The 22,934-nt window shown below is 51.5% G+C and carries 22 protein-coding genes; 13 read left to right on the forward strand and 9 right to left on the reverse strand.

Features of this window, described 5'->3' with window-relative positions:
- Position 1 precedes the first annotated feature (1 nt).
- The 3 genes from pdxA to lptD all read right to left on the reverse strand — a co-directional run bounded on the left by pdxA (position 2) and on the right by lptD (position 4,597).
- Complete coding sequence (pdxA, locus tag IPK65_11250; protein MBK8163680.1) at positions 2-982, reverse strand: 4-hydroxythreonine-4-phosphate dehydrogenase PdxA; 981 nt, start codon at positions 980-982, stop codon at positions 2-4.
- Between the two features lie 53 nt (positions 983-1,035).
- The gene (locus IPK65_11255; GenBank protein MBK8163681.1) at positions 1,036-2,307 is read right to left on the reverse strand and encodes a peptidylprolyl isomerase; all 1,272 of its coding nucleotides are present in this window, start codon (positions 2,305-2,307) and stop codon (positions 1,036-1,038) included.
- 64 nt (positions 2,308-2,371) lie between these two features.
- A complete protein-coding gene (gene lptD, locus IPK65_11260) occupies positions 2,372-4,597 on the reverse strand; it encodes an LPS assembly protein LptD (protein ID MBK8163682.1) in 2,226 nt (741 codons plus the stop codon).
- Between the two features lie 466 nt (positions 4,598-5,063).
- Here lptD and IPK65_11265 point away from each other — a divergent pair, with 466 nt between their 5' ends.
- Positions 5,064-6,002: an HDOD domain-containing protein gene (locus tag IPK65_11265; protein ID MBK8163683.1), complete on the forward strand. Its 939-nt coding sequence runs from the start codon at positions 5,064-5,066 to the stop codon at positions 6,000-6,002.
- A 67-nt stretch (positions 6,003-6,069) separates the two neighbouring features.
- Here IPK65_11265 and moeB read toward each other — a convergent pair whose 3' ends face one another.
- The 3 genes from moeB to IPK65_11280 all read right to left on the reverse strand — a co-directional run bounded on the left by moeB (position 6,070) and on the right by IPK65_11280 (position 9,174).
- Positions 6,070-7,239: a molybdopterin-synthase adenylyltransferase MoeB gene (gene moeB, locus IPK65_11270; protein MBK8163684.1), complete on the reverse strand. Its 1,170-nt coding sequence runs from the start codon at positions 7,237-7,239 to the stop codon at positions 6,070-6,072.
- Positions 7,240-7,425: 186 nt separating this feature from the next.
- Complete coding sequence (locus IPK65_11275) at positions 7,426-8,214, reverse strand: HesA/MoeB/ThiF family protein (GenBank protein ID MBK8163685.1); 789 nt, start codon at positions 8,212-8,214, stop codon at positions 7,426-7,428.
- A 21-nt stretch (positions 8,215-8,235) separates the two neighbouring features.
- Positions 8,236-9,174: a hypothetical protein gene (locus IPK65_11280; protein MBK8163686.1), complete on the reverse strand. Its 939-nt coding sequence runs from the start codon at positions 9,172-9,174 to the stop codon at positions 8,236-8,238.
- A gap of 637 nt (positions 9,175-9,811) precedes the next feature.
- Between IPK65_11280 and moaA the strand changes: the two genes are divergently transcribed.
- The 9 genes from moaA (at position 9,812) to IPK65_11325 (ending at position 16,862) form a co-directional block, all read left to right on the forward strand.
- Positions 9,812-10,933, forward strand: coding sequence for a GTP 3',8-cyclase MoaA (gene moaA, locus IPK65_11285; GenBank protein MBK8163687.1), 1,122 nt, complete (start codon positions 9,812-9,814; stop codon positions 10,931-10,933).
- Positions 10,934-10,990: 57 nt separating this feature from the next.
- Positions 10,991-11,482, forward strand: a complete 492-nt coding sequence (moaC, locus tag IPK65_11290; protein ID MBK8163688.1) for a cyclic pyranopterin monophosphate synthase MoaC — start codon at positions 10,991-10,993, stop codon at positions 11,480-11,482.
- A 41-nt stretch (positions 11,483-11,523) separates the two neighbouring features.
- Positions 11,524-11,757, forward strand: a complete 234-nt coding sequence (moaD, locus tag IPK65_11295; GenBank protein MBK8163689.1) for a molybdopterin converting factor subunit 1 — start codon at positions 11,524-11,526, stop codon at positions 11,755-11,757.
- 3 nt (positions 11,758-11,760) lie between these two features.
- The gene (locus tag IPK65_11300) at positions 11,761-12,234 is read left to right on the forward strand and encodes a molybdenum cofactor biosynthesis protein MoaE (GenBank protein ID MBK8163690.1); all 474 of its coding nucleotides are present in this window, start codon (positions 11,761-11,763) and stop codon (positions 12,232-12,234) included.
- A gap of 353 nt (positions 12,235-12,587) precedes the next feature.
- Positions 12,588-13,385, forward strand: coding sequence for a DUF4198 domain-containing protein (locus IPK65_11305; GenBank protein MBK8163691.1), 798 nt, complete (start codon positions 12,588-12,590; stop codon positions 13,383-13,385).
- A 39-nt stretch (positions 13,386-13,424) separates the two neighbouring features.
- A complete protein-coding gene (locus IPK65_11310; GenBank protein MBK8163692.1) occupies positions 13,425-14,162 on the forward strand; it encodes a hypothetical protein in 738 nt (245 codons plus the stop codon).
- Positions 14,163-14,235: 73 nt separating this feature from the next.
- Positions 14,236-14,880 (forward strand): cobalt transporter CbiM, encoded by a 645-nt coding sequence (cbiM, locus tag IPK65_11315; protein MBK8163693.1) that lies wholly within the window; start codon positions 14,236-14,238, stop codon positions 14,878-14,880.
- 43 nt (positions 14,881-14,923) lie between these two features.
- Positions 14,924-15,712 (forward strand): cobalt ECF transporter T component CbiQ, encoded by a 789-nt coding sequence (gene cbiQ / locus IPK65_11320; protein ID MBK8163694.1) that lies wholly within the window; start codon positions 14,924-14,926, stop codon positions 15,710-15,712.
- A gap of 37 nt (positions 15,713-15,749) precedes the next feature.
- The gene (locus tag IPK65_11325; GenBank protein MBK8163695.1) at positions 15,750-16,862 is read left to right on the forward strand and encodes an ABC transporter ATP-binding protein; all 1,113 of its coding nucleotides are present in this window, start codon (positions 15,750-15,752) and stop codon (positions 16,860-16,862) included.
- A 58-nt stretch (positions 16,863-16,920) separates the two neighbouring features.
- Here IPK65_11325 and IPK65_11330 read toward each other — a convergent pair whose 3' ends face one another.
- Genes IPK65_11330 through IPK65_11340 form a run of 3 tightly spaced genes read right to left on the reverse strand, consistent with a single transcriptional unit; the run spans position 16,921 to position 19,900 of the window.
- A complete protein-coding gene (locus IPK65_11330; protein MBK8163696.1) occupies positions 16,921-19,398 on the reverse strand; it encodes a copper-translocating P-type ATPase in 2,478 nt (825 codons plus the stop codon).
- Positions 19,399-19,412: 14 nt separating this feature from the next.
- On the reverse strand, positions 19,413-19,703 hold the full coding sequence (locus tag IPK65_11335) for a metal-sensitive transcriptional regulator (GenBank protein MBK8163697.1): 291 nt from the start codon (positions 19,701-19,703) through the stop codon (positions 19,413-19,415).
- On the reverse strand, positions 19,703-19,900 hold the full coding sequence (locus IPK65_11340; protein MBK8163698.1) for a heavy-metal-associated domain-containing protein: 198 nt from the start codon (positions 19,898-19,900) through the stop codon (positions 19,703-19,705). The genes IPK65_11335 and IPK65_11340 overlap by 1 nt, the downstream gene beginning before the upstream one ends.
- 337 nt (positions 19,901-20,237) lie before the next feature.
- On the opposite strand from IPK65_11340, the gene nikR reads away from it, so the two are divergent.
- From nikR to IPK65_11355, 3 genes are all read left to right on the forward strand, one after another.
- Entirely contained in the window at positions 20,238-20,699 is a 462-nt protein-coding gene (nikR, locus tag IPK65_11345) for a nickel-responsive transcriptional regulator NikR (protein MBK8163699.1), read from the forward strand.
- 108 nt (positions 20,700-20,807) lie between these two features.
- Positions 20,808-21,431: a histidine phosphatase family protein gene (locus IPK65_11350; GenBank protein MBK8163700.1), complete on the forward strand. Its 624-nt coding sequence runs from the start codon at positions 20,808-20,810 to the stop codon at positions 21,429-21,431.
- Positions 21,432-21,728: 297 nt separating this feature from the next.
- On the forward strand, positions 21,729-22,694 hold the full coding sequence (locus tag IPK65_11355) for a hypothetical protein (GenBank protein MBK8163701.1): 966 nt from the start codon (positions 21,729-21,731) through the stop codon (positions 22,692-22,694).
- The last annotated feature ends 240 nt before the right edge of the window (positions 22,695-22,934 follow it).

The raw sequence follows: 22,934 nt of genomic DNA on the forward strand, positions 1-22,934 counted from the left end.
GTCAGCCCTGCGGCGCGGAACGGGAATTCTCCGCCATTTCAATCGCGGCGCTGACTGCGGCGTTGAGGCTGCCAACATCTGCGAATCCCGTGCCCGCCAGTTCCAAAGCCGTGCCGTGGTCCACCGAGGTGCGGATTATCGGCAGGCCGAGGGTTACATTGATCGCCTGGCCAAATCCCATGTGCTTTAATACCGGCAATCCCTGATCGTGATACATCGCTACGACCGCGTCGATTCCGGCAAGAATGGCGGGAAGGAATGAGGTGTCTGCCGGTTTGGGGCCGATTATGTTCAGGCCCTCATTTCTCAGGGCATCAATGACGGGACTTATGATCTCGATCTCTTCCCGACCGAGATTTCCATCCTCACCCGCGTGCGGGTTCAATCCGCAGACGAGCAGGCGGGGCGCGCTGATGTGAAAATATCTGCGCAGGCTGTCATGCGTTATGCGCAGGGTGGCTTCGATCCGTTCGCGCGTTATTCCGCCAAAAATATCCTTGAGCGCGAGATGCGTCGTGACCAGGGCTACGCGCAGACCAGGAGTGGCCAGCATCATGACAACATCATGCGTGGCGGTAATGCCGGCGAGGTACTCGGTGTGCCCGGTGAACTGAATGCCGGCGGAGTTGATCACGCCTTTGTTGACAGGTCCGGTGACCATGGCCGCGAACTCCCCCTTCATGCATCCGTCCGCCGCACGCTTGAGCGTGTTGAGGACATAGGCGGCATTTTCCGGATCCGGAATGCCGCTGACGGCAGGTTGCGGGCAGCGCACCGGGAGGATTTCGATTGTGCCAGCCGGCTGAATGTGGGCGTCGCCATTCGGCTGATACTCTTTCAGGGAAATCGGCAACCTGAGCTGATGCGCACGTGCGAGGAGCAGGTCAGGGTCTGCTATCACGACGATGGACGCGGGAAAGGACCGCTGCGCGGCTTGAATGCAGATATCCGGCCCGATGCCCGCCGGCTCTCCCGGCGTCAGGGCGATGCGGAGAATTTCACCGCTCACGGAGGTGTCCGGTCGTTCGCTCGCGGTTACAGGCGATATTCGACATAGGCCTCGTCGCGCAGTCGTCTCAACCACTCTTCGGTACCTTCTTCGATCTTGCGCTGGAAGATGGCATCGCGGGCCTTATCGCGGGTGAATTCCTCCGTGTCGTCATGCTCTCTCCGCTCCTGAACCTGGATCAGGTGCCAGCCAAAACGCGTCTTGACAGGATCGCTGACTTCCCCGGGCGCCAGTGTGTTCATCGCCGTCTCGAAATCAGGGATCATCTCGCCGGGGTCCACCCAGTCGAGATCACCTCCGCTCGGCGCGGTTGCCTTGTCTTCGGATATGTCGCGGGCAAGTGCGGCAAAATCCTCGCCGGCCGCTATGCGCTCTTTGATGTCGTAGAGGATATCCTGGGCATTCTGGTCTGTCGTAAGTGCGCTCAGGCGCACTAGTATGTGGCGCGCACGGGTTTGCGTGACAATGTGCTGCTGACCGGCCCGGTGGTCAAACAGCTTGATGATATGAAAACCGCTTGGGCTGCGCGTCAAATTGCTGAGTTCTCCGGGTTTCATATTAGGTACCAGTTCGGCGAACAGGGTAGGCAGTTCGCCAGCCTTGCGCCATCCAAGATCGCCGCCGTTGAGTGCTTGCTGACCATCAGATGATGAGATCGCAGCCTGATGGAAGTCTGCGCCTGATTTCAGCTGGCTCAGTACGCTATCAGCCCTTGTCTGTGCCTGCTGGATCTGGTCCGGAGTGGCTGCCTCCGGCAGAGAAATCAGAATGTGGCCGATATGATATTCGTCGGATCCATTACCCTGCCGGCGCTGAGTGGCAAGAAATCCATCCACTTCCTGGTCGGTGATGGTGACGCGGCTGTCGACATATTGTTGCCGTAGGCGCCGCAAGACGATCTCCTTGCGTATATCCTCCCGGAATTTTACGAAGTCCAATCCGTCTTCTTGCAGCACATCGCGGAATTCCTCCAGCGTCATGCCATTCTGGGAGGCTATTCCGCTGATCGCCTGATTCAATGCTTCATCGTCCACGCGGATACCGTTGCCTTCCGCGAGCTGCAGCTGTATCTGCTCCAGCACAGCGCGCTCGAGTAATTGTTTTTGCAGCGTCTGGTTGGGCGGTATTTGCATACCTTGCCGGTGCAATTGAAGCTTGATTGACGCAATCTTGTCGTTTAATTCACTCTCGGCAATGAAATTATCGTCAACTATGGCGACGATGCGATCGATCACATCATTGCTATGACGTTCATCGGCGCTCCAGGCAGGGCCGGGTACTGCTGCCAACATCAGCATGATGAATGGGAACACGGGAAAATGGGGTGGCCGGGGTGTCATGTGTGTGTCCACTGGTAAAGTGTTAATTTTCATAGCCAAGAATTCCCTGTCCCAATACGCTTTCGAGACTGTCGCCAATGCTGGTCAGTCCCTTCAGCTCAAATTGAATATAGAGATTCTCCCTGGTTTCGCCAAGATCATCATTGATGTAGCGGCGATTGACTAGTTGTGTGCGCCAGCAACAGCTTTGATACTCCAGACCAGCCAAAGTTTCCAGCGCGCGGTGGTCCAGCAGGGAATAATTACGGCGACCTATGATATGCCAGTGCCTTCCTAGGGGCCAGAGGAATGATATGTCCGACTGTTCCAGTTCTGATTCACGATATCGATAGGCTATGTTGAATATGCTATGGGCATTCGGCATGTATTGCAGGTGTACACTGCCTTTGTCGATTTTTCTTGATTCCTGGTTCCAGCGCACGTCCAGCCTGGATGTGAGCTTCGGTAGAATGGAGGCAACTGATTCAGCAACGACATCAGATGTGCTCTCGGTTTCGGGCTGGTTGTTCAGGCTAACCTCGCGATCCTTGAAATAGAAGATACGGCCGATACTGGCACGCAGCCTTTCGCTGCCGGTCTCTTTCTCGAAGAAGCGCGTGGTTAATGCCATGCTGATTTGGTTCGCATCCCCGACCCGGTCGTTGCCGCTAAACCTGTTGTTACGGAATAGTTGTGAGTAACTAAAGTCAGGCAGGGCGGTATCGAACAGAGGAATATCAGTTTGCTCGCGAAAAGGGCTGTATAGATAGTATAGCCTGGGCTCGAGCGTATGAATCATTGCACTCGTTCCCCATTGGCTGTCCCTTTCAAGAAATACCCCGCTGTCCATCGACAACGACGGCACGGTCCGGCTGGGGCGCGAATCTTGTAAAGGATCACTGCTGTTGAGCGTATATAGGGTCTGCCTCAATCTGATTGTAGGTGTCAGAAAGGCGGAGAGCGATCTGAAGGGGTATTCGATGCTGGGTTGCAGATCAATCCTGCGGCCTGATATCCGGTCATCATGCTTGAAGTCAACATATTCACCGAAAACATTATAATTGAGTGCGCCATCTTCATCCGGCTTGATGGTTCTGAACAATAGTTGTGGCAAGCGTTGATATGGCTTGCTGTCATCCGGGATGGTGTCATCAACAGTCTGATAGTTTTCCAAGCGGACGGCGGATGTCCAGAGATCGCTTCGGTAATCCAGGCTGGCGAGTTGCCTCAGATGAGTGATGCTGGATAAGCTCAGGCTGTTGCCAAGTTCGCGGAAATATTCCGTATCCGACACATGCACGATGTCAATATTCGAGCTCAGATGGTTTGTGAAGCGTGACATGTTCTGGAAACTGAATAGACTGCGATCCTTGCCGGCGAGATCGTCGCCGGGTAAGTACTCCAGGTCAAGCTGGCCCCGATTGATCGGGCTCAAATAGCGGAGTTCACTGGTAATCATGGAGCCGCGTTTGGATATAAGTCGCGGAGTCAGGGTTGCGTCGAATTGAGGCGCAAGATTTATATAGTAGGGCAGTGTGAATTCCGTTCCATTGTCATTCGAGTGGGCGTAGCTGGGGGTTAGAAAGCCGGATTTCCGCCGATCGTCGATAGGAAAGCTGATATAAGGAAAATAAAAGAATGGAACTCGCTTGAATGAAAGCATGACATTTTTTGCGGTTCCGACCCCGCTGTTCTGGTCCAAGCGCAGCTTGCTTGATCTCAGAAGCCAAGCATTATCCTCTATGTCGCACGTCGTGTAGGTTACTCCGCTCAGTATTGTGAGATCCTTGCTCTCAATCGTTGCAGCTTCAGCAGTTCCACGGGCATGCCTCGATGGGAGGTCATAGGAGGTTTCATTTATGATGCCGGTGTTTCTGCCAAGTGATAGCTCCGCATTCTCGCCGCTGATGGCAAGGTCATCATTGAAGTATAGAATATGTCCTTCAGCATGCAGCTGATCTGATGTTTTCCAGTAAGTCGCTGAGTCAGCCCGCAGGTATTGGTTAGTCTGCCTTGCGCGGATATCACCTCGGAGTAGCACGATATCCCGGTTCAATATTTCAGCTTCGTCAGCGGAAAGTATGGTCTCGCCGTTATGCTGTCCATTGAATAAGTCAGAAGGCAGTGTGTTCGCTTCTGTGCGCGGTTTGCAGAGCCCCCATTGCTCATCGTCGATAACAGCGCTGCCAGTGGCGGGTACAAAGGCAAGGAATAACAGGACGTAAATCCGAAAGGATATGGTTTTGTGAATGCCAGATGTCTGGTGCATCACAGCAATTTAACCCAGACTACTTGCATGATTCGGTCTAAGAAGCACATCTCTCATGGCTTGTAATGGAGTACGGCCGGCATCCAAAATGCTAGTTAAGTTGTTGTCTTTCGTAATATTCTGATATCGGGGTATTCTTTATGATTTGTAGTTGACTGTCAAACGTACGGGTGTACGACAAATTGAGAAGTGGGTGATTAAATCAACATTTCCGGTTTTATCAATTAAGCCCATGTGCTGCCCTTTGCCCGCGAGGAAGTTTGTGTGGATGAGATCCTCATTGTGACGCAGACCTCATCACTTCTGTGATTCATTCCGCAAATCATGGAAATGTAATCAATCCCACCTGGCATAGTGTCGATACTTCTCAATAGAATCCCGTACGTTAAATTTCAGGTGAGTGGATCCAGGGATCCTTTTTGCAGGACGAATCGTTCGAATCAGGAATGCCGGAGGAAAGGATGATATGAGCATGCCCACCGTACAGATAAAGCCTCATAACCACTCGCAGCCGGTGCAAGATGCCACGACCAGGGATGGTGAACCACTGTTGGATATCAAGGCACGTATCAAGCGTCTGGATAAACTGCCACCCATGCCTGAGATGACGCAAAAGATCTTGCGTCTTAGTGCCAAGACCGATGCGGACGTCAAGGAACTGGTGGAAGTCGTGGAGCTGGATCCTAGCTTGGCATCCCAAGTGATGCGTTATGCAAGCTCACCTTTCTTCAGCTATCAAGGTCGGATAGAGTCGGTGCAAACGGCCATTACACGGGTGCTTGGGTTTAACACGGTAATGAATCTGGCATTGAACGCGACTGCAGCAAGACCCTTCAAAATCGCACGGAATGTGCCGCTTGGGCTGGATGCTTTCTGGCGCCATACCGTATACAGTGCAGCCCTGGTTCAGGCATTGAGCAGTGCAGTGCCGAAAGAAATACGTCCACCGGCGGGAATCGCCTACCTGGCGGGACTGCTGCACAATTTCGGCCATTTGTTGCTGGGCCATCTCTTCAAGCAGGAGTTTCTAATTCTTAACAAGTTTGTGATCAAGTATCCTGACAAGCCCGTCGAACTTATCGAGCACCGCGTGCTCGGCACCGACCATGGAATGATCGGTGCGTGGTTAATGGAGGCATGGCAGTTGCCTGAAGAGATTGTGGTGGCGGTTCGAGAGCATCACAATGAAAACTACCAGGAGATCCACGCCGTTTACCCTCAGCTTGTCTTTCTCGCGGACAGGCTTCTCAAAGGCTACAACATCGGCGATGCTGTGGATGCGCAGGTGCCACCGGCATTGCTTGACTCACTGGGAATCGGCGAGTACCAGGCTATGACGATAACAGCAAAAATCATGGAGGGATGCGAGGGCCTGGATAGTATGGCCTCCAGCTTTGCCTCGTAGCCTTGGTATTTCTGTAAGTATAAACATAGCGCCGGAGCATGCAGTTATGCATCTCCGGCCCATTTGTTCAGGCATTAGATGCGCAGACCTGCGCGTAGTCTTGATATCCCGGGAATACAGCGCCCTCGCCGCAATATCGACACTTTGGATTCTTCTTGACCTTAAGCTCCGTAAACCGGCCTGACAGGGCATCGTAATGCAGCATACGGCCGACCAGAGGGTCACCTAGATCGAGCAGAATCTTGATGACCTCAATGGCCTGCAGTAGGCCGAAGATGCCGGGCATGACTCCTAAAACGCCCGCTTCCGCGCATGAGGGGGCGAATTCCGGAGGCGGTGGTTCGGGGAACATGCATCGATAGCAGTTTCCATGCTTCTTATCATATTCAGGCCAAAATACGGTGATCTGCCCTTCGAATCGATAGACCGCAGCATGGACGTTCGGTTTGCCCAGTTTTACACATGCGTCATTTATCAGGAATCGGGTGGCCAGGTTGTCTGTTCCATCTACGATCACATCGTACTCGGACATGATTTCTTCTACATTCGTGCTGTCGAGATGCGTACGGTAGCCAACTACCTTAATACCCGGGTTTAATGCCTCAAGCGCTATGCGGGCTGATTCGACCTTGGGCATGCCCACGCGAGCATCTGTGTGCAGAATCTGCCTTTGCAGGTTGCTGCGATCAACGACATCATGATCAACAAGTCCGATGGTACCTACACCTGCCGCTGCAAGATAGTAAGCTGCAGGGGAGCCGAGACCGCCAGCCCCGATCAGCAGTACTTTGCTGTCTAGTAATTTGAGCTGTCCTGCTTCTCCGACGTCGGGCATTAACAAGTGGCGTGAATAGCGTTCACGCGCTTCAGCATCCAGTATGCGTGGGATCTCGAAAGGCTGGCCCAAATTTTTCCACCGACTGAATCCGCCCCCTACTGAGCGGACGTCCTTGTAGCCCAATCTTTTTAGTGATTCAGCGGCGAACAGGGAGCGGACACCCCCCGCACACATGACCAGAATGGTCCGGTCCAAGTCCGGGACCATGTCCTCAATTCTTAATTCCAGGAATCCCCTGCCGAGACGACAGGCGCCGACCGGGCTGCCTTGGGCCACTTCATCTGTATCGCGTACATCGACAAGTGCTGCGCCGTTACGGCTTAGAGTGAGAGCATCTTCGGGGGAGACTTCTGGTATGGAATCGCGTAGTTCTGCGAGTCGTCGATCTTTGGCCTTCATGTATAGACCTCCAGCCTGTAATTAAATAGATCAGATGGGGAGTGCGATACAACATGAATGAAGCCCGCAAGTGATTGTTGCAGGCGAAAGCATGCCTTATATAGCGCGAAATTATATACCAAATGGATCAAACTCGCATCTGTGAAATGAGGCGATACCGACATATCGACCATTTCTGCAGGAGCCTTAGAACACTTCTGCGTGATCTGGTCTGGCAACCTGCAGTTTAGATAGTCCGCAGATCTCGCATTTCGGATCTTTGGTGAACCGGGATTGGCGCCATTCAGGCTTGGCGGCATCAAATTGCAGCAGGCGTCCACTGAGGGATGTCCCAAGTCCAAGCAGAAGTTTGAGTGCCTCGGTAGCCATCATGCTGCCAATGATTCCTGTCAGAGGGGCTAGCACTCCGCTTTCGCTGCATGATCCCATCGGTTCCTGATCTGCTTGAAGTGGATAGAGGCAATTCAGGCATGGGTTTTGTTCGAAGTTGTTGAAGACCGTTACCTGCCCTATAAGGCCGGTAGCGGCTCCCCACACGAGTGGGGTCTGTGTCATAACGCAAGCGTTATTTATGGTGTAACGGCAATTAAAATTATCACTGGCGTCGATAACAACGTCGGCATGACTGGCATAATCCGCTAGTTCATTTAAGGTTAGCTGCCGCTCAATCGTGACGATATGCACATCGGGGTTAAGCGAATGCAGGCGGTCACGTGCTGATTCAATTTTTAGCCTATTTAATTCGGGCATGCTATGGAGAATCTGTCGCTGCAGATTGCCAAGATCAACATGGTCATGATCATTTAACATCAACTCGCCAATACCGCTGGCGGCAAGATACATGGCTGACGGGGATCCGAGCCCCCCGAGTCCGACGATCATGACCTTGGAATTCAGTAGTCGCTCTTGGCCGGCAAGATCAATTTCCGGCATGAGGATATGCCGGCTATAGCGCTCTAGTTGACGGTCAAGCACACATAGTTCCGCCGCAGTCGATCAGTTAAATGTGTAGACATAACAGCAGGACTGCGGGGTACGTCCGTCGTCCGCCCAGCCGCCCAAGAGATAAATCGAGTCATTCATCACACCCACCCCGGTGGCGGCAAGGGGCTGTGGAATTGGCGGCATGATATGCCATTCATTCTTCGTAAAGTCGAAACAGGCGCAATGGTCGCTAATCCCGTCACCACTATATCCCCCAAATATGAAGAGATGGTCGGAGATCGAGCATGCGGCAGCGCCAGCAGCAGTCCATGGGAGGGCTAGTTCTTCTCGAGACCATTTTCCAGTAGCAGGATCATAGGACTCGATATGATCAAAATTGTTGAATCCCTGTGGAGTAAATGCAACTCCACCCATGGTCAAGATGCGGTGATTCATGACAATTGCGTCGAGTGCAAATCTAGGCGTCGGTAGTGGTGCGATTTGTTCCCATTTGCCGGTGCGCAGGTCCAGTCGTTCACAGAAATCAAAACCAGGATCAGTTTTCGGGCCAGATAACGTGGCATCCGGATGATGGCCGCCGAGTATGTAGATATAGTTGCCGAGCAGTGCTCCTGCCGGGTAATCGTGCGGCATGATCATGTCCGGACCCTTGTTCCAAGTATCGGATTCCGGATGGTAGATCTCAGTGGTTCTCAAGAAACGGAAAGTGCCATTCTCCTGCTTGAAGCCACCGCCAATGATGTAAATAGAATCGCCAACAGTGGTGGCTATTGCGCCTGACCTGAGTGTCGGCATATCAGCGCCAGTTTCCCAAGTGTTTGATTCAGGGTTATAAATGATGACCGAGTTTAGGCTCTTGAAATTTGGGCCGCCTCCGCCGAAGCCATAGATCTTCCCGCCGAAACTGGCTGTTGGGCAGTGTGAACGAGCGACAGGAAGGGACGGTTTAACTCCCCATATTCCTTGATGATAAATGTTGGATTTTTTCATATCGCTTTCTCGTTAAGATGACCGGAATTAACCCTTGCCTATATGACAACGGTTGACGGCGTAGTTCCTAAGGGTGATTGAAGTTGAACTCGAAAGGTCTTTCCCATCGGTTCGATAATACTCATTCACACAGAAAAAACCAAAGGCACATTGATTCTTATCAATTTCTAAATTTGTGTGAAGTCGTTGGGGGTGCCTGGCAGCTTACAGCATTAACTGGCTCTGCTGAGCTTAAGTATGAGGCTGATCCACGGAAGCCATAATTTCGTATTATGTAAATTTGTGCTATTCTTCCATAAGCTTTACCCATATTCGTAAATGGGCATGAGATCAGGTGTTAGAGCCACGTGTCGATACCTGATTCGACGTTCTCGCTGTGCAAGGGTATGCAACATGGGGCGCAACTGTTTATACCTGCCCCTATCACCTCGTCAAGGATGGCTCAAGCTTGTCTGGCATCAGACACGGTTTTTTAATGCATTTTCGAACTCTCAGGGACGGATTTTGGACTAACGCTTGTGGATGCTACGGAGCATGAGGTCCATGGTCATGATTCGTTGTAATTAAGGTGAGTGACCAGCCGATATAGATTGTTTGAATACTCCAAATAAGCATAAGCCGTCGAGGAGATATAGTCATGCTCAACAACTCGCTGAATCAGAAAAAGTCGTATGGGGCATTCGCCAGTGAGTCAAAGTCGGCTCCGCAAGAAAATCTCCCCTTGAATCCACTTCCCCCTCTGCAAGATCGACATGGACGCACGTTTGACTACGTCCGGATCGCTGTAATCGAGCAGTGTAATCTGCGCTGCACCTATTGCATGCCTGAAGAAGGTGTGAAGTTTAAAGAAAAAGACATGGTGCTTCGTACCGATGAGATCCTCCGTGTTGTCGAGGTCCTGGCTCGGATGGGAGTGCGGAAGGTCCGCTATACAGGCGGCGAGCCCACTGTGCGTCCAGATATCGTGGATATCGTTGCAAGGACAGCTAAAACTCCCGGGGTGAAGGCAGTACATCTAACAACGAACGGATTGTTGTTCCCCAAGTATGCAAGGGATTTGCGCGAAGCCGGGTTATTCGGAGTCAATATCAGCCTTGATTCGTTGCAGGCGGATAAGTTCGAATCAATTACGCGTCGATCCGGTCTTGAGAAGGTGCTCGAAAGTATCGATCTTGCAGTTGAGCTGGGATTCCCGAGAGTAAAGGTCAATGTGGTTCTGATGCGCGGATTTAATGAGGATGAACTTATACCCTTCTGCGAGCTGACCAAAGACCGACCGATCACGGTGCGTTTCATCGAATTCATGCCCTTTGACGCCCATCAGATTTGGGAATCCGGCGAGCATTTTGCCAGCGCCGCCGATTTATGCGGTCAGATAGAGAGCTTCTATCAAGGGCATGGACTCCAGCCTACGAGCGGCACCCGTACCGAGCACCACATATATCAGGTTCCCGGATATGCCGGGAAGGTCGCGGTTATTCCCGCGTTTACCCGTAGTCTTTGCGGCAACTGCTCCCGTATCCGCGTTACCGCGGATGGTAGCATCATGAACTGTCTGTATTCAGAAGAGCCTTATCTCCTGAAAGATCTGATACGGAACGGCGCCTCTGATGATGATGTGGTTGCCTTGTTCCGTAAGGCATTTGACGAGAAGCATAAAGACGGATTCGAGGCGAAGAAAGCAGCTAGCGTTGCGGCGAAGATCAATGTATCGGACATTTCGCGTTCACGAGCAAGTATGACGCAAATCGGCGGCTAGTTATTACTGGGTATCAGGTACTAGCGTAGAGACAAACACGAAAGAAGAAGGACGGATATGAGCTATAACGACCTGACACATTTTAATGCCAGCGGTGAGGCCCACATGGTCGACGTGGGAAGCAAGAGTGTCACGATCAGGGAGGGTGTTGCCGAGGGCCGTATCTTTATGCAACCTGAAACCTTGAAGAGGATCATGGAAGGCTCGCATAAAAAAGGGGATGTGCTTGGTATCGCCCGCGTCGCCGGAATCATGGGCGCGAAGAGGACCCCGGATATCATTCCGCTATGTCACCCTATAATGATAACGGCTGTGGACGTTGAGCTTGTTCCAGAACCGGAGAAAAATGCCGTCTACTGCAAGGCTGTTGTGCGTTGTGGCGGTCAGACCGGGGTGGAAATGGAAACGCTGACCGCAGTCCAGGTCGCACTCTTGACAATATACGACATGTGCAAGGCAGTTGATCGAGGCATGGTGATCTCCGATGTCGGGTTGCTGGAAAAATCAGGGGGCAAATCGGGCCATTGGCGCAGATCCGCCAACGCCTGAGTTGGGCTGGATTAACTAGATCGGAAATAGGGGCGTTAATTATGGATCTCAAGGTACGGTATTTCGCTAGCTTGCGTGACCGGATGGGTCGTTCTGAAGACAAGCTGAATATTGATCAGAACAAGGTGACGGTGGCTGACTTGTGGACACGAGTTTCGAACACGCCGTTGCCCGAGACGATCTTAGTTGCAGTAAACATGGAATACACGGATGCGACTCATGAACTTAAGAGCGGGGATGAGGTTGCATTTTTCCCGCCCGTGACGGGAGGCTGATGTATGAAAGTCTTTATAACCAAAGACGTCTTGGACCCATATAAAGAGATCGTAGACTACGAAACGTCAGCGTTACCCCTAGGCAAGCACGGTGGTGTCGTTTCGTTTGTAGGTACGATGCGCGATTTCAACGACGGGCAGGATGTTCGCGCGATGAATCTCGACTACTATCCGGGGATGACAGAGCATCATATCGAGCGCGTCTGTCAGGAAGCGATGCATGGGTGGGACATCATGGATTGCCTGGTGGTTCATCGAGTGGGTGAGATGGTTCCAACGGACCCTATCGTCCTGGTCGCTGTATGGTCGGCGCATCGAAAGGATTCGTTCGATGCGTGTCGCTATATAATCAATTATTTGAAGGAAAGCGCTCCATTTTGGAAGTGTGAAGTGACAACCGCAGGTAAAAAGCACTGGGTTGAGAAGAACTCTGAAGATCCTGGAGTTGCCAAGCGAGTGGTTCGTAAATCGGCGTGACCGATACCCCTCCCGTTAAACCAGCTTGAATGACTTCGCCCCCGCGGCAAATGGGGGCGAAGTGCCCCCCTCGTTTAAGAATTCCCCCACGTTCCCTATTATCAACAGCAAATTCAGCTTGACTGAAGATCTATTGCGAATACAATATTACATGTGATCTATAGATAATATAGATTACGATGTGTTATGTTTAAGCTCAATTAAAACATGTGGTTACATTTTTACCGCAGTAATACAAACAGGGGCCAGTGCATTCACTTCACCACTTTGACCAGCGCTTTCGGTTAATGCTTGGTCATAAATCGAACAATATTTTCTGCCCAGTACTTCAATAACATTAAGGAGCAATGCTAATGAAAAATATGTCAATGAAGTTGAGCCTTTTTTTGGGTGGGCTAGTCACGGCGGTGGGATCCATCGGCACAGCATCTGCTCATTTTCAGATGATTATTCCATCGGATGATATGGTTAAGCAGGATGAGGCTCGTAATCTCGAGCTTGATGTGATGTTCTGGCATCCCTTTGAGGGCCATGGGATGGATATGGTAAAGCCTGCGCAGTTTGGCGTGCTTACCGGTGGCAAGAAGACAGACCTGCTTGGCAGCCTCAAGACGAGCAAATTCAAGGGGTCGGATGGAGAATCGCATGACGGTTTCAAGATCACCTATGCACTGAAATCTCCCGGTGATCATACTTTCTACATCGAACCCAAGCCCTACTGGGAGCCTGCCGAAGAAGCTTTCATCATCCACTACACGAAAGTGGTGGTGAACGCCTTTGGCCTGGAAGAGGGTTGGGGAGATGAGGTGGGGTTGAAGACTGAAATTGTGCCATTGACACGTCCCTACGGCATCTATGCAGGCAATGTCTTTCAGGGTGTCGTCAATATCAACGGGAAGCCCGCTCCTTTCACTGAAGTCGAAGTTGAATACTACAACAAGGATGGAAAACTTAAGGCTGAAGCGGATCCTATGATAACTCAGGTCGTCAAGGCCGATGCCAACGGCGTCTTTACCTATGCGATGCCCAGATCTGGCTGGTGGGGTTTTGCCGCGCTGAATGAGGATGAGAACACCATGAAACATGACGGTAAGGACTATCCGATTGAGATCGGGGCCGTACTATGGGTTCGCGCCCACGACATGAAGTAGGTTTTATGTAATAATTCTCATATATCGTATGAGGTTCTCATGTCTACTTTCACCGATCCGATGAAAGGAGCAGGAGTTGAGGACGCGCCCCGGCAACGGGGCGCGTCTTTCAGTTCATTTGAACTCCGCTTCTTACTGCTGTTGTCAGGGATTCTAATCCTGAGTCTTGCCTCCAGTCATGCCTATGCGCATAAGGTAAACATGTTTGCCTATGTCGAGGGCAACAAGGTCATGATGGAAGGGTATTTTGCCGATGGCAACAAACCGATGAACTGCGATGTCATCGTTACCGATCCTGACAAGAACGTTCTGGTCAAGGGTTTGACGGATCGCGACGGGAAGTTTTCATTCGATATTCCGAAGATCACGGATCTCCGTATTGTTCTCAACGCCGGAATGGGTCATCGTGCGGAATTCCTCATTTCGCGCGATGAACTGAGCGGGGTCAGCCCGGCTGCTGCATCTGATACAGGGACGAAGATTTTGGAGAGTCACGAGGTGACACCCAGCATGGGTGAGGCTACGGAGGAGGAGGCCGCCCAGTCATCGCCCGGATCCGAGAGCGCCAGCGAGGCAATGGTTCGCAAGGCGGTCGCGGAGGCCAATCTGCCCCTGATGCGTGCTATCGAAGAACTGAAGGAACGAGCGGGACTCGAGAACATCGTCGGTGGCATAGGGTTTATCTTTGGCATTGTTGGGATATTGTTTTACGTCAAGGCGCGCAAGATGCTGGATGTGGCTGGCTCCCGGCCTTCGTCTTCGGCTGCAGTAAAGTAAATTTTTCTCCATTTCACATTGGGGTTGCCGATAGACTCAGAATCAACCTTCACCACGGCTCTGGCAGGATCCTATGCATATATCTGAAGGCGTATTGAGCGCCCCGGTGTTGATCACCGGGATTGTCGGCACCGCTGTACTTGCCGCAGCCACCATGCGCAAGATGGATCTGGAGGAAATCCCCAAGGTTTCCGTTATTACCTCTGTGTTCTTCGTTTCCTCTCTGATTCACGTTCCCATCGGTGTAACCAGCGTGCATTTGATCCTGAATGGATTGGTGGGTGTAATCCTGGGATGGCGGGCCTTTCCTGCGGTATTGGTCGGGTTGGTGTTACAGGCGATCCTGTTCGGGCATGGCGGAGTTACCGTCATTGGCGTGAATAGCCTGATGATGGGCGGAGGAGCGTTGATTGCCTATATCGTATGGAAACAACGTTATCACTTTTCGTTCAAGCGCAGGGAATTCATCTTCGGGGCGCTGGCCGGGGCCACCGGAGTCGGGATCTCCGGTATCGTCCTCGCCGTGGCGCTGGCAACCACCGGCGAAGCATTCCATGCGGTGGCGGGCGCGGTGCTGTTAGCCCATATCCCGATCATCATCATCGAGGCGGGAGTCGTGGGCGCCTGTGCCGAGTTCTTGAGCCGTGTCAAACCCGAGATTTTGGGCGGTCAACGGTTAGCGCCGAGTACCACGGCTGGATCGGATGCGGCGGTCTGAAGAATCCGATCTATCCATATCCTGATTTTTCTCCGGGGACCACATGGCCTTAGATATCGATCGATACTCCAATATTGATTCATCGATCAGTCGCTGGGACCCACGCTTCAAGATTTTTGCCCTAGGGATATTGATAATTTCCATCGCACTTTTCAAGACCATCCCCATGGCCCTTGCAGCACTGGTTATCGCCACGATGATCATCGGGATGAGCGCCCTGCCGCTGCATTTTATTTCCCATGGCCTGTCATTCATTCTCATTTTTCTCGTCCCGTTCTTTTTCATCATGCCCTTCAGCTATCCTGGTGAGGCTGCGTTCCACATCATGGGTCTTCCATTCGCCTGGGAGGGCTTGAGATATGCGACGCTGATCTTCACGAAAGCCTTGGCGATAGTTCTCATATCGTTCACCATCTTCGGATCGAGCCGATTCGATGTTTCAATGATCGCGCTGCAAAAGCTGAAATGCCCCAAGATCTTCGTTCAGATGCTGCTGTTCACGTACCGTTATACCTATGTCTTTTTGGATGAGATGCACCGAATGCATACCTCAATGCATTCCCGCGGGTTTGTCGCAGGCCCCAATGCGCAGACTTTGCGGATTTACGGGAATTTCATCGGGACCTTGCTGGTGCGCAGCTTTGAGCGTACGGACCGAGTGTATAAGGCTATGTTGTCCAAAGGCTATCAGGGTGAATTGCACTCCATGGTCAAGTTCCACTCCTCTTTCCAGGACATTTTCAAGGGATTGATTGTGGTAGGATTGTCTATGGCCTTGCTGTTGTCGGATTACGCTGGAATCTACAAGGTCGCTGAACGGGGCTGGTATTAGAATAACAAGCTCATCCCTTTGATTTTGTGAGGATAGGATGACAGAACGCGTCCTTATTGAAGCCGATAACGTACATTTTTCCTACCCGGATGGGCATAAGGTCCTGAAAGGCATTTCCTTTCGGATCAGAAAGGGCGAGAAGGTCGCTTTGATCGGTCCGAATGGCGCGGGAAAGTCCACCCTGATGAGCCATCTGAACGGGGTGCAATTGGCTAGTTCAGGCCGTATCGTCATCGACAGACTGACGGTTAGCAAGGACAATCTAAAAGAAATCCGCCGCAAGATCGGGATCGTGTTTCAGGATCCCGATGACCAGCTCTTTTGCCCGACGGTATTCGATGACGTCGCCTTCGGTCCCTTGAATCTCGGCTTACCGGAACACGAGATTACCTTGCGTGTCCAGGAGGCATTATCCGTGGTGGGCCTGGAAGGATTTGAGCAGCGTTCCTCATTTCATCTGTCTTTCGGAGAGCGCAAACGACTTGCTCTGGCAACGGTATTATCCTATCAGCCCGAGATTCTTGTTTTCGATGAGCCATCGACCAATATGGATCCGATGAATCGAAGGAATCTTATAAATTGGCTCAAGAATACGGATAAGACTCTGCTGTTGTGTACTCATGATCTCGATATTGCTCTTGAAGTATGCAGTCGCTGCCTGTTACTCACGGATGGTCGCATTGAGAGCGATGGCCTGACTCAGGAGATCCTCTATGATCGGGCCCTGCTCGAGAAAAACAAACTCGAGATGCCTCTCGCGCTCATGACCCATGAGCTTCTGCATGATATTTTGGCCGAACAAGAGATGGACGAGGAGCACCGCACTATTATTGGAAAATTCCTCCACGCACACCGCCACGCTCATGGAACGGAAGCTCATATTCACGTGCACCTGCATGCACATGATCATATGCATGAACATTTGCATGAGAAGGTTGATGAGTCGCACTTCCATGAATTGGACGAGCATCAACACGAGGTGCCCCATGACCATGCGGCGGCGCCTCATTCGCATGGTGGCGAGGAGCCTCATCACCATACACATGGCCATGGGCACGACCATGATCACGGACATGGCCACGACCATGGACATGGGCACGACCATACCCATGGCCATAGTGAGCCCGTCGGTACTGGTCATAAACCATGATGTACCGCTGATTAAGTACCAATGGGAACATTCCGGTTAGGTGGCTTGTGTTGCTTGCTCAGTAGCTTGTTAATGCAGGTCTAAATGTGCGTAATCTCAGGCTATTGCCCAATACAAGAAGGCTAGACAGGCTCATTGCAGCGGCTGCCAGCATTGGGTTGAGAAGCTGCCCTACGAGAGGGAACAACACTCCTGCAGCAACCGGTATAAGTGCCACATTATAGGCATAGGCCCAGAACAGGTTTAGACGAATAGTGCGCAGAGTCCTTCTTGAGAGCGAAACCGCATTGGCTATGGCTCGCGGGTCTCCGTTCATCAAGATGACATCACCGGCCTCGATTGCGACATCAGCGCCAGTCCCTATCGCGATACTCACATCTGCCTGCGCAAGCGCTGGCGAGTCGTTAATGCCATCGCCAACAAATGCAACGCGACGCCCGTCAGATTGCAGCCTCTTCACTTCCAGGGCCTTCTGATCCGGAGGGACTCCGGCCAAGATCCTTTTTATTCCGACACTTCGCCCGATAGCCTCTGCTGCACGCTTGTTATCGCCCGTGATCATGGCAGTTTGAATGCCTAAGGCATGAATGGATGCCACGGCTTGAATGCTGCCAGCTTTCAGGGAGTCGGCGACCGCCATTGCACCGGAAAACCGACCATCTATTGCAACAAATAACGGCGTTTTCCCCTGCGCGGTCCATTCATGAATCGTCTGTGCCGCCGAGTCATACGGTACGCCAATCGAATCCATATAGCGATCTGCGCCTATCTGGATGGTTTTTCCTGCTGCAATTGCCTCAATACCATAGCCTGGTCTGGCACTGAATGAATCAGGGGATGGGTACATAATTCCGCGATTCTTTGCTGCGGTAATCACGGCGTGCGCAAGCGGGTGCTCGCTGAGGGACTCCGCCGAGGCCGTGAGCATAAGGAGGGTTTTCTCGTCGGTGCTGATGGAGAGGATGTCGGTTAATTCGGGCCGGCCCTTGGTGAGTGTTCCGGTTTTATCGAGGAGGATGATGTCTATGTTTGCGAGGGCCTCCATCGCGGCTCCTTTGCGAAAGAGAACGCCCAGTTCCGCTGCTTTTCCAGTACCAACCATGATCGCTGTTGGTGTGGCCAGCCCCATCGCACAGGGGCATGCGATAAGTAGCACGCTTACTGCAGAGACAAATGCGTAGTTCAGTGAAGGAGCCGGGCCGATAGTGAGCCATATGGCAAACACAGCTGCGGATATGACGAGTACCGTCGGAACGAAAATGCCGGCGATCCTGTCCGACAGTTGCTGGATTGGCGGCTTGGAGGACTGCGCTTGTTCGACCATTTTGATAATTCTGGCAAGGGTGGTTTCTGAGCCCACACGAGTTGCCCTGAATGTGAATGCACCAGTCTTGTTGAAGGTGCCACCGGTTACTTCGCTCCCGACACTCTTCTCGGTCGGCATTGATTCGCCCGTGATCATTGACTCGTCGACGTAACTCCATCCTGTTTCTATAATGCCGTCCACCGGGATACGTTCGCCTGGCCGAATGAGGATGTGATCTCCGCGATTTACTACATCGACATCCACTTCCACTTGTCGGCCATCGCGCATTATCCGGGCTTTCTTGCTTTGGAGTTGCGCCAGTTTCTTAATCGCCTCGGAGGTCTTGCCTTTAGCCTTGGTTTCCATCAAACGGCCGAGCAGGACCAGCGTAACAATGACTGCGGAGGCCTCAAAGTACAGGTGGCGGGTGCCTGATGGAAATAGAGATGGCGCCAGCAATACCAAGGTGGAATAGATCCACGCCGACGAGGCGCCCAGCATGACCAGAGAATTCATACCAGGGCTGGCATGCTTCAATTCTCCCCACCCCTGACGATAGAATCTCCGACCTGCGAGAAACTGAACTATGGTCGCGAAGAACAATTGAAGCCAATCGGACACTCCGCCGTTTGCTCCGCTAAGATGCATCGATATACCGCGTTCCGGAATCAACATGGATCCCATGGCGATAACAGCCAATGGAACTGTGAAGGTTACGGCAACCAGGAAATCTCTTTTTAATGCAGCGACTTCATCTTCGCGCAGGCTGTCCCTCATATCCTTGCGGCCCGCTGTCGGATCGCTATCGTGCAGATGATAGCCAGCGGCGACAATCGCGTTTCGCAGGCTGGCTTCATTGATCATCTCTGGAACGTATCGAATGCTGGTCTCGCCGGTTGCGAGGTTGGCGGTCGCAGAAACTACGCCGGGAAGCGAGGTCAGGGTCGATTCAATTCGCCTCACACAGGAGGCGCAAGTCATATCAGTGATTAATAGAACCGCTTGCTCCGTTATTGGGGAATAACCCGCATCGGCGATGGCTTCGATGATATCTGTCAGATGAATTGTTGTATTCGGGGTGATAGATACTTTTTCCGTGGCCAGGTTTACGCTGGCTTCAGAAACGCCGGGCTGCTTCTTTAGGAGACCTTCGACACGGGTAACGCAAGAAGCACATGTCATGCCTCTCACGCCGAGAACTATTTCGAGATCCTTATTCGATGTGTTCATTTGATTGAATGAGATCAACGGTATTTAAGGATCTCCATGAGCTCTTCGATAATCTCATTGGTATCTCCTCGCTTATTCGCGGTTACCACATGATCATGCAGATGGCTGCGCAAAATCATATCGCCGATCTTGGTCATTGCACCGTCAACCGCCTTAATCTGCTTGAGCACATCAACGCAATAAACAGAATCAGACTCCAGCATTCGTATGATTCCCTCAACGTGACCCTTGACGGAACGCAGACGAGACATTGTTTCTGTCCGGACAACCGGGTTCAGCTGCAAGTTCTGGTGTAGATCGGACATCAAATCACCATGGCCGAATAGCCGGCGTGGCGTACCGCAGAGATCACATCCTGGGTATTTGGGGTGCCCTCAATGACCGCTATTCCATCTTCGATGCGGATTTCCTTGATTTCTTTGACGCCAGATACTTTGGCAAGTGCTGTTTCAACAGCATGGACGCAGTGACTGCAAGTCATGCCGGTGATTTTAATGATCATAGATGCCTCCTCCCTATCCCACCCCACCTGGGGTGAGTTAATCTTATTATGATCGCTCTCATTAAATCCAGTGGCAAGATTGCGAGTAGGCAAAATAATCTATATGTAAACATATAGTTAAATGATTAATGATTATGTTCCTATATATTTGTAAGCATGAGAGACATCATCACATGAATGCGGGCGTATAATTAGCTCATGACCTCGGTGAGTTATATGTGTATGTGGTTGTTACTTGAGGTATTCTTGATTGATCAGTACTCTCTAAGCTGAATCTTGAACAGGCATTTTCACGATGCCAAAACACAAACTTAATTAACCTTCAGGAAGGCGGATAATGGAACGAATTACGATGTCCCTAGATTCTGTTCTGGCCGATTTGTTCGACAATTTCATAGCCGAGCATGGTTATACCAACCGCTCAGAAGCAATGCGGGATTTGATCCGGCAGCAGCTGGAAAAGGAGCAACTGGAAAAATCTGGTGATGGTCATTGTGTCGCGACCTTGAGCTACGTGTATAACCATCACGAGCTGGAACTGGCCAGCCGTATTACAGAAGTCCTTCACGATCACCACGAACTTACGCTTTCAAGCATGCATATCCATCTGGATCACGATAATTGTCTGGAAATAACCATCATGCGCGGATCGGTGGATATCGTCAGAAATACCGCGAACGCCATTATGGCGGAGCGAGGTGTTCGCCACGGCAAGTTGAGTATGGTGCCGATCGATGTTAGCGAGGTCAGTCATACGCACGGTGGTCAGCCGCACGTTCATAGCCGGCCGATGACTTGAGAATGATCCGGGTATAATCTCTCCTTATGTTTAATCTGGCGCGGAAATTGCCTCTCCACTAAGTGGAGGCATCTCACCAATCTATTAACTATTTGATGCATTGGCATTATGAGAGAAAAGGAGAAGGCTACTAGCATTATCTACGTTCGTCATGGGCAAGCTGATTTTCCGCATGACAGACTGTACTGCGATGAGCGCGAAGATCCGTCACTTACCGCTGAAGGCTTGGCACAGGCGCAGCTAGCCGCCACCTTGCTTGCAGACCAAGCTATCGAGGCTATTTACAGCAGCCCTATGATGCGTACGCGCATGACTGCTGAGCTGATAGCGGACAAATCCACAGCAAGGGTGATTTTTGAGCCAAGGCTTAAAGAGCGTCCATTCGGGATTTGGGATGGACTGTATTTTGATGAAATAGCAAGGGATTATCCGGATCAGTTTCTGGCATGGAAGCGTGATCCGATATCTTTTGTTCCTGAGGGAGGCGAAACGATCGATGCGCATATGGATCGGGTAAAGTCAGCCCTGCAGGACATAATCGATAATCATCGCGGGCAGCGAATTCTTGTTGTATCTCATGTGGGGCCGATACGGATGTGCATCACAGATGCGCTGGGTATGCCGTTATCCTCTTATCGCAGACTGACAATCGATTATGCGTCTGTCACGAGAGTAGATTATGGAAGAAAACAGAACAATCTAATTTATATGAATATCTCTGGAAAATTATGAATCCTGGGCACGGCTGTTTGCAGGGTAAGTGGCGCGCAGGCAGTTATGGTTTCTGATTAGTACGAGGAATTGCAGCAGCACAGGGGTTCTGCCGATTGCAGTAAAATGGACTTGATTGGGTGCGTGTGCTAGGATTAACCTATTGGTTTTATTGCGTCTATTATGGAATGATAAGTGTGATCATGCCGGAACCGGCAACTGACGTGGTGAGACTTCCCAGCTTCAGATTACACGACGATGGATCTTACTTGACGCAATTGTGGTTGACAGGACCAGATGCTCGGAGGATTTAGACAGATGGTTAATCACTCGGCTATAAAAGCAGTGTCAGGGCTTTATCGAGTAACTGGTGCGGCGCTGTTTCTGCTGGTTGCCGCTCCAATTCAGGCGCTCCCTGTATTCGATAACTGGACTGTGGCGAATGGCGACGTCAGCGTGACATGTCCCGCTGGCTTTACGTGTGAAACCCTGACTACCGGCGACGGTTTTGCCCAGGTGCAATGGGTTGAAACTGCTACCGGAGATACGTTCATTCAGACGATCATCACAGACCAGGGAGCGGGGGCTGTCGGTGGTACCCCGTCAGCGGGTCTTCCCTACAGCGATGAGAGTTTTATCATGCTCGGCGGTTCAAACGGAATCTCCTCGCGTCAACATTATTTCCAGGACGATACCGCAACCACGGGCACGATTTTCGAGAATACCACAGCGCTGAATACCGGTTGGGCACAAATCAATCCTACCGATCCGGACATGGATGTAACCCAGACGCTTACGGTTGATGCAACGCCCGCTGTGACGGGGGATGAATTCACCAATGCGTTCGAGATGCATCTGATACATGATGCTGGCGGCACAACCACGGGTAGCAGTATATCTATCACCCAGAACTCAGGCCTCGGGAACGGGGCGGACACCTCGACTGACAGCCAGGAATTCCAATTGGTCCATCTGCAGGGCAGTTATGTCGCGACAGGTTCAAGCATCACGCTGGATCCGACAACCACGGCGAGTGGCGGTACTGTGGCCTGGAGCGCGGGTGATGACATCATGATTCGCTGGATTGGCCAAAGTATCGATCTTGGCGCCCAAGGGACTGCGGTATTCGGGTTCGAGGGTATTACGAATAATACTGATCCGGATGAGGCCACGACCTTTTCTACAACCAGCGCCGGTATTACAGTCGATGGCACTGATCCCCAAGGATTCGGTACACCATTTGACTGGGATACGGTCTTTGGAGCTACTCCGCCTCAGCTTTAAGTAAATACCGCTGTACTCCTTCACATTTTTTGCCTTCTAAACAGAGAGAAGGTAACAACCTTCTCTCTGTTTTCTGCCTAACGCGATTAATCAATGTCGTTTCATGAGTAGCTTAATGTTGCTATGTACCAAAGCGTTTTTCGCGTGTAACATTGTTGAACAATTACACTGTTAGATTTGATGGCATGGCGGGAACGTTGCTGTCTAGTTGAATGTTGATTGGTGCAGTTGTCCCTGTGT

It is taken from the genome of Gammaproteobacteria bacterium (genome assembly GCA_016712635.1).
GTDB lineage: Bacteria > Pseudomonadota > Gammaproteobacteria > SZUA-140 > SZUA-140 > JADJWH01.

Bases quoted from the DNA above. Each gene is read 5' to 3' on its own strand.
- nikR (MBK8163699.1), top strand. From the start codon at position 20,238: ATGGAACGAATTACGATGTCCCTAGATTCTGTTCTGGCCGATTTGTTC.
- moaD (MBK8163689.1), top strand. From the start codon at position 11,524: ATGGATCTCAAGGTACGGTATTTCGCTAGCTTGCGTGACCGGATGGGT.
- moeB (MBK8163684.1), bottom strand. From the start codon at position 7,239: ATGAAGGCCAAAGATCGACGACTCGCAGAACTACGCGATTCCATACCA.
- cbiQ (MBK8163694.1), top strand. From the start codon at position 14,924: ATGGCCTTAGATATCGATCGATACTCCAATATTGATTCATCGATCAGT.
- IPK65_11330 (MBK8163696.1), bottom strand. From the start codon at position 19,398: ATGAACACATCGAATAAGGATCTCGAAATAGTTCTCGGCGTGAGAGGC.
- IPK65_11300 (MBK8163690.1), top strand. From the start codon at position 11,761: ATGAAAGTCTTTATAACCAAAGACGTCTTGGACCCATATAAAGAGATC.
- lptD (MBK8163682.1), bottom strand. From the start codon at position 4,597: ATGCACCAGACATCTGGCATTCACAAAACCATATCCTTTCGGATTTAC.
- IPK65_11325 (MBK8163695.1), top strand. From the start codon at position 15,750: ATGACAGAACGCGTCCTTATTGAAGCCGATAACGTACATTTTTCCTAC.
- IPK65_11350 (MBK8163700.1), top strand. From the start codon at position 20,808: ATGAGAGAAAAGGAGAAGGCTACTAGCATTATCTACGTTCGTCATGGG.
- cbiM (MBK8163693.1), top strand. From the start codon at position 14,236: ATGCATATATCTGAAGGCGTATTGAGCGCCCCGGTGTTGATCACCGGG.
- IPK65_11335 (MBK8163697.1), bottom strand. From the start codon at position 19,703: ATGTCCGATCTACACCAGAACTTGCAGCTGAACCCGGTTGTCCGGACA.
- IPK65_11265 (MBK8163683.1), top strand. From the start codon at position 5,064: ATGAGCATGCCCACCGTACAGATAAAGCCTCATAACCACTCGCAGCCG.
- IPK65_11355 (MBK8163701.1), top strand. From the start codon at position 21,729: ATGGTTAATCACTCGGCTATAAAAGCAGTGTCAGGGCTTTATCGAGTA.
- moaA (MBK8163687.1), top strand. From the start codon at position 9,812: ATGCTCAACAACTCGCTGAATCAGAAAAAGTCGTATGGGGCATTCGCC.
- IPK65_11280 (MBK8163686.1), bottom strand. From the start codon at position 9,174: ATGAAAAAATCCAACATTTATCATCAAGGAATATGGGGAGTTAAACCG.
- moaC (MBK8163688.1), top strand. From the start codon at position 10,991: ATGAGCTATAACGACCTGACACATTTTAATGCCAGCGGTGAGGCCCAC.
- IPK65_11255 (MBK8163681.1), bottom strand. From the start codon at position 2,307: ATGCTGATGTTGGCAGCAGTACCCGGCCCTGCCTGGAGCGCCGATGAA.
- IPK65_11310 (MBK8163692.1), top strand. From the start codon at position 13,425: ATGTCTACTTTCACCGATCCGATGAAAGGAGCAGGAGTTGAGGACGCG.
- IPK65_11305 (MBK8163691.1), top strand. From the start codon at position 12,588: ATGAAAAATATGTCAATGAAGTTGAGCCTTTTTTTGGGTGGGCTAGTC.
- IPK65_11340 (MBK8163698.1), bottom strand. From the start codon at position 19,900: ATGATCATTAAAATCACCGGCATGACTTGCAGTCACTGCGTCCATGCT.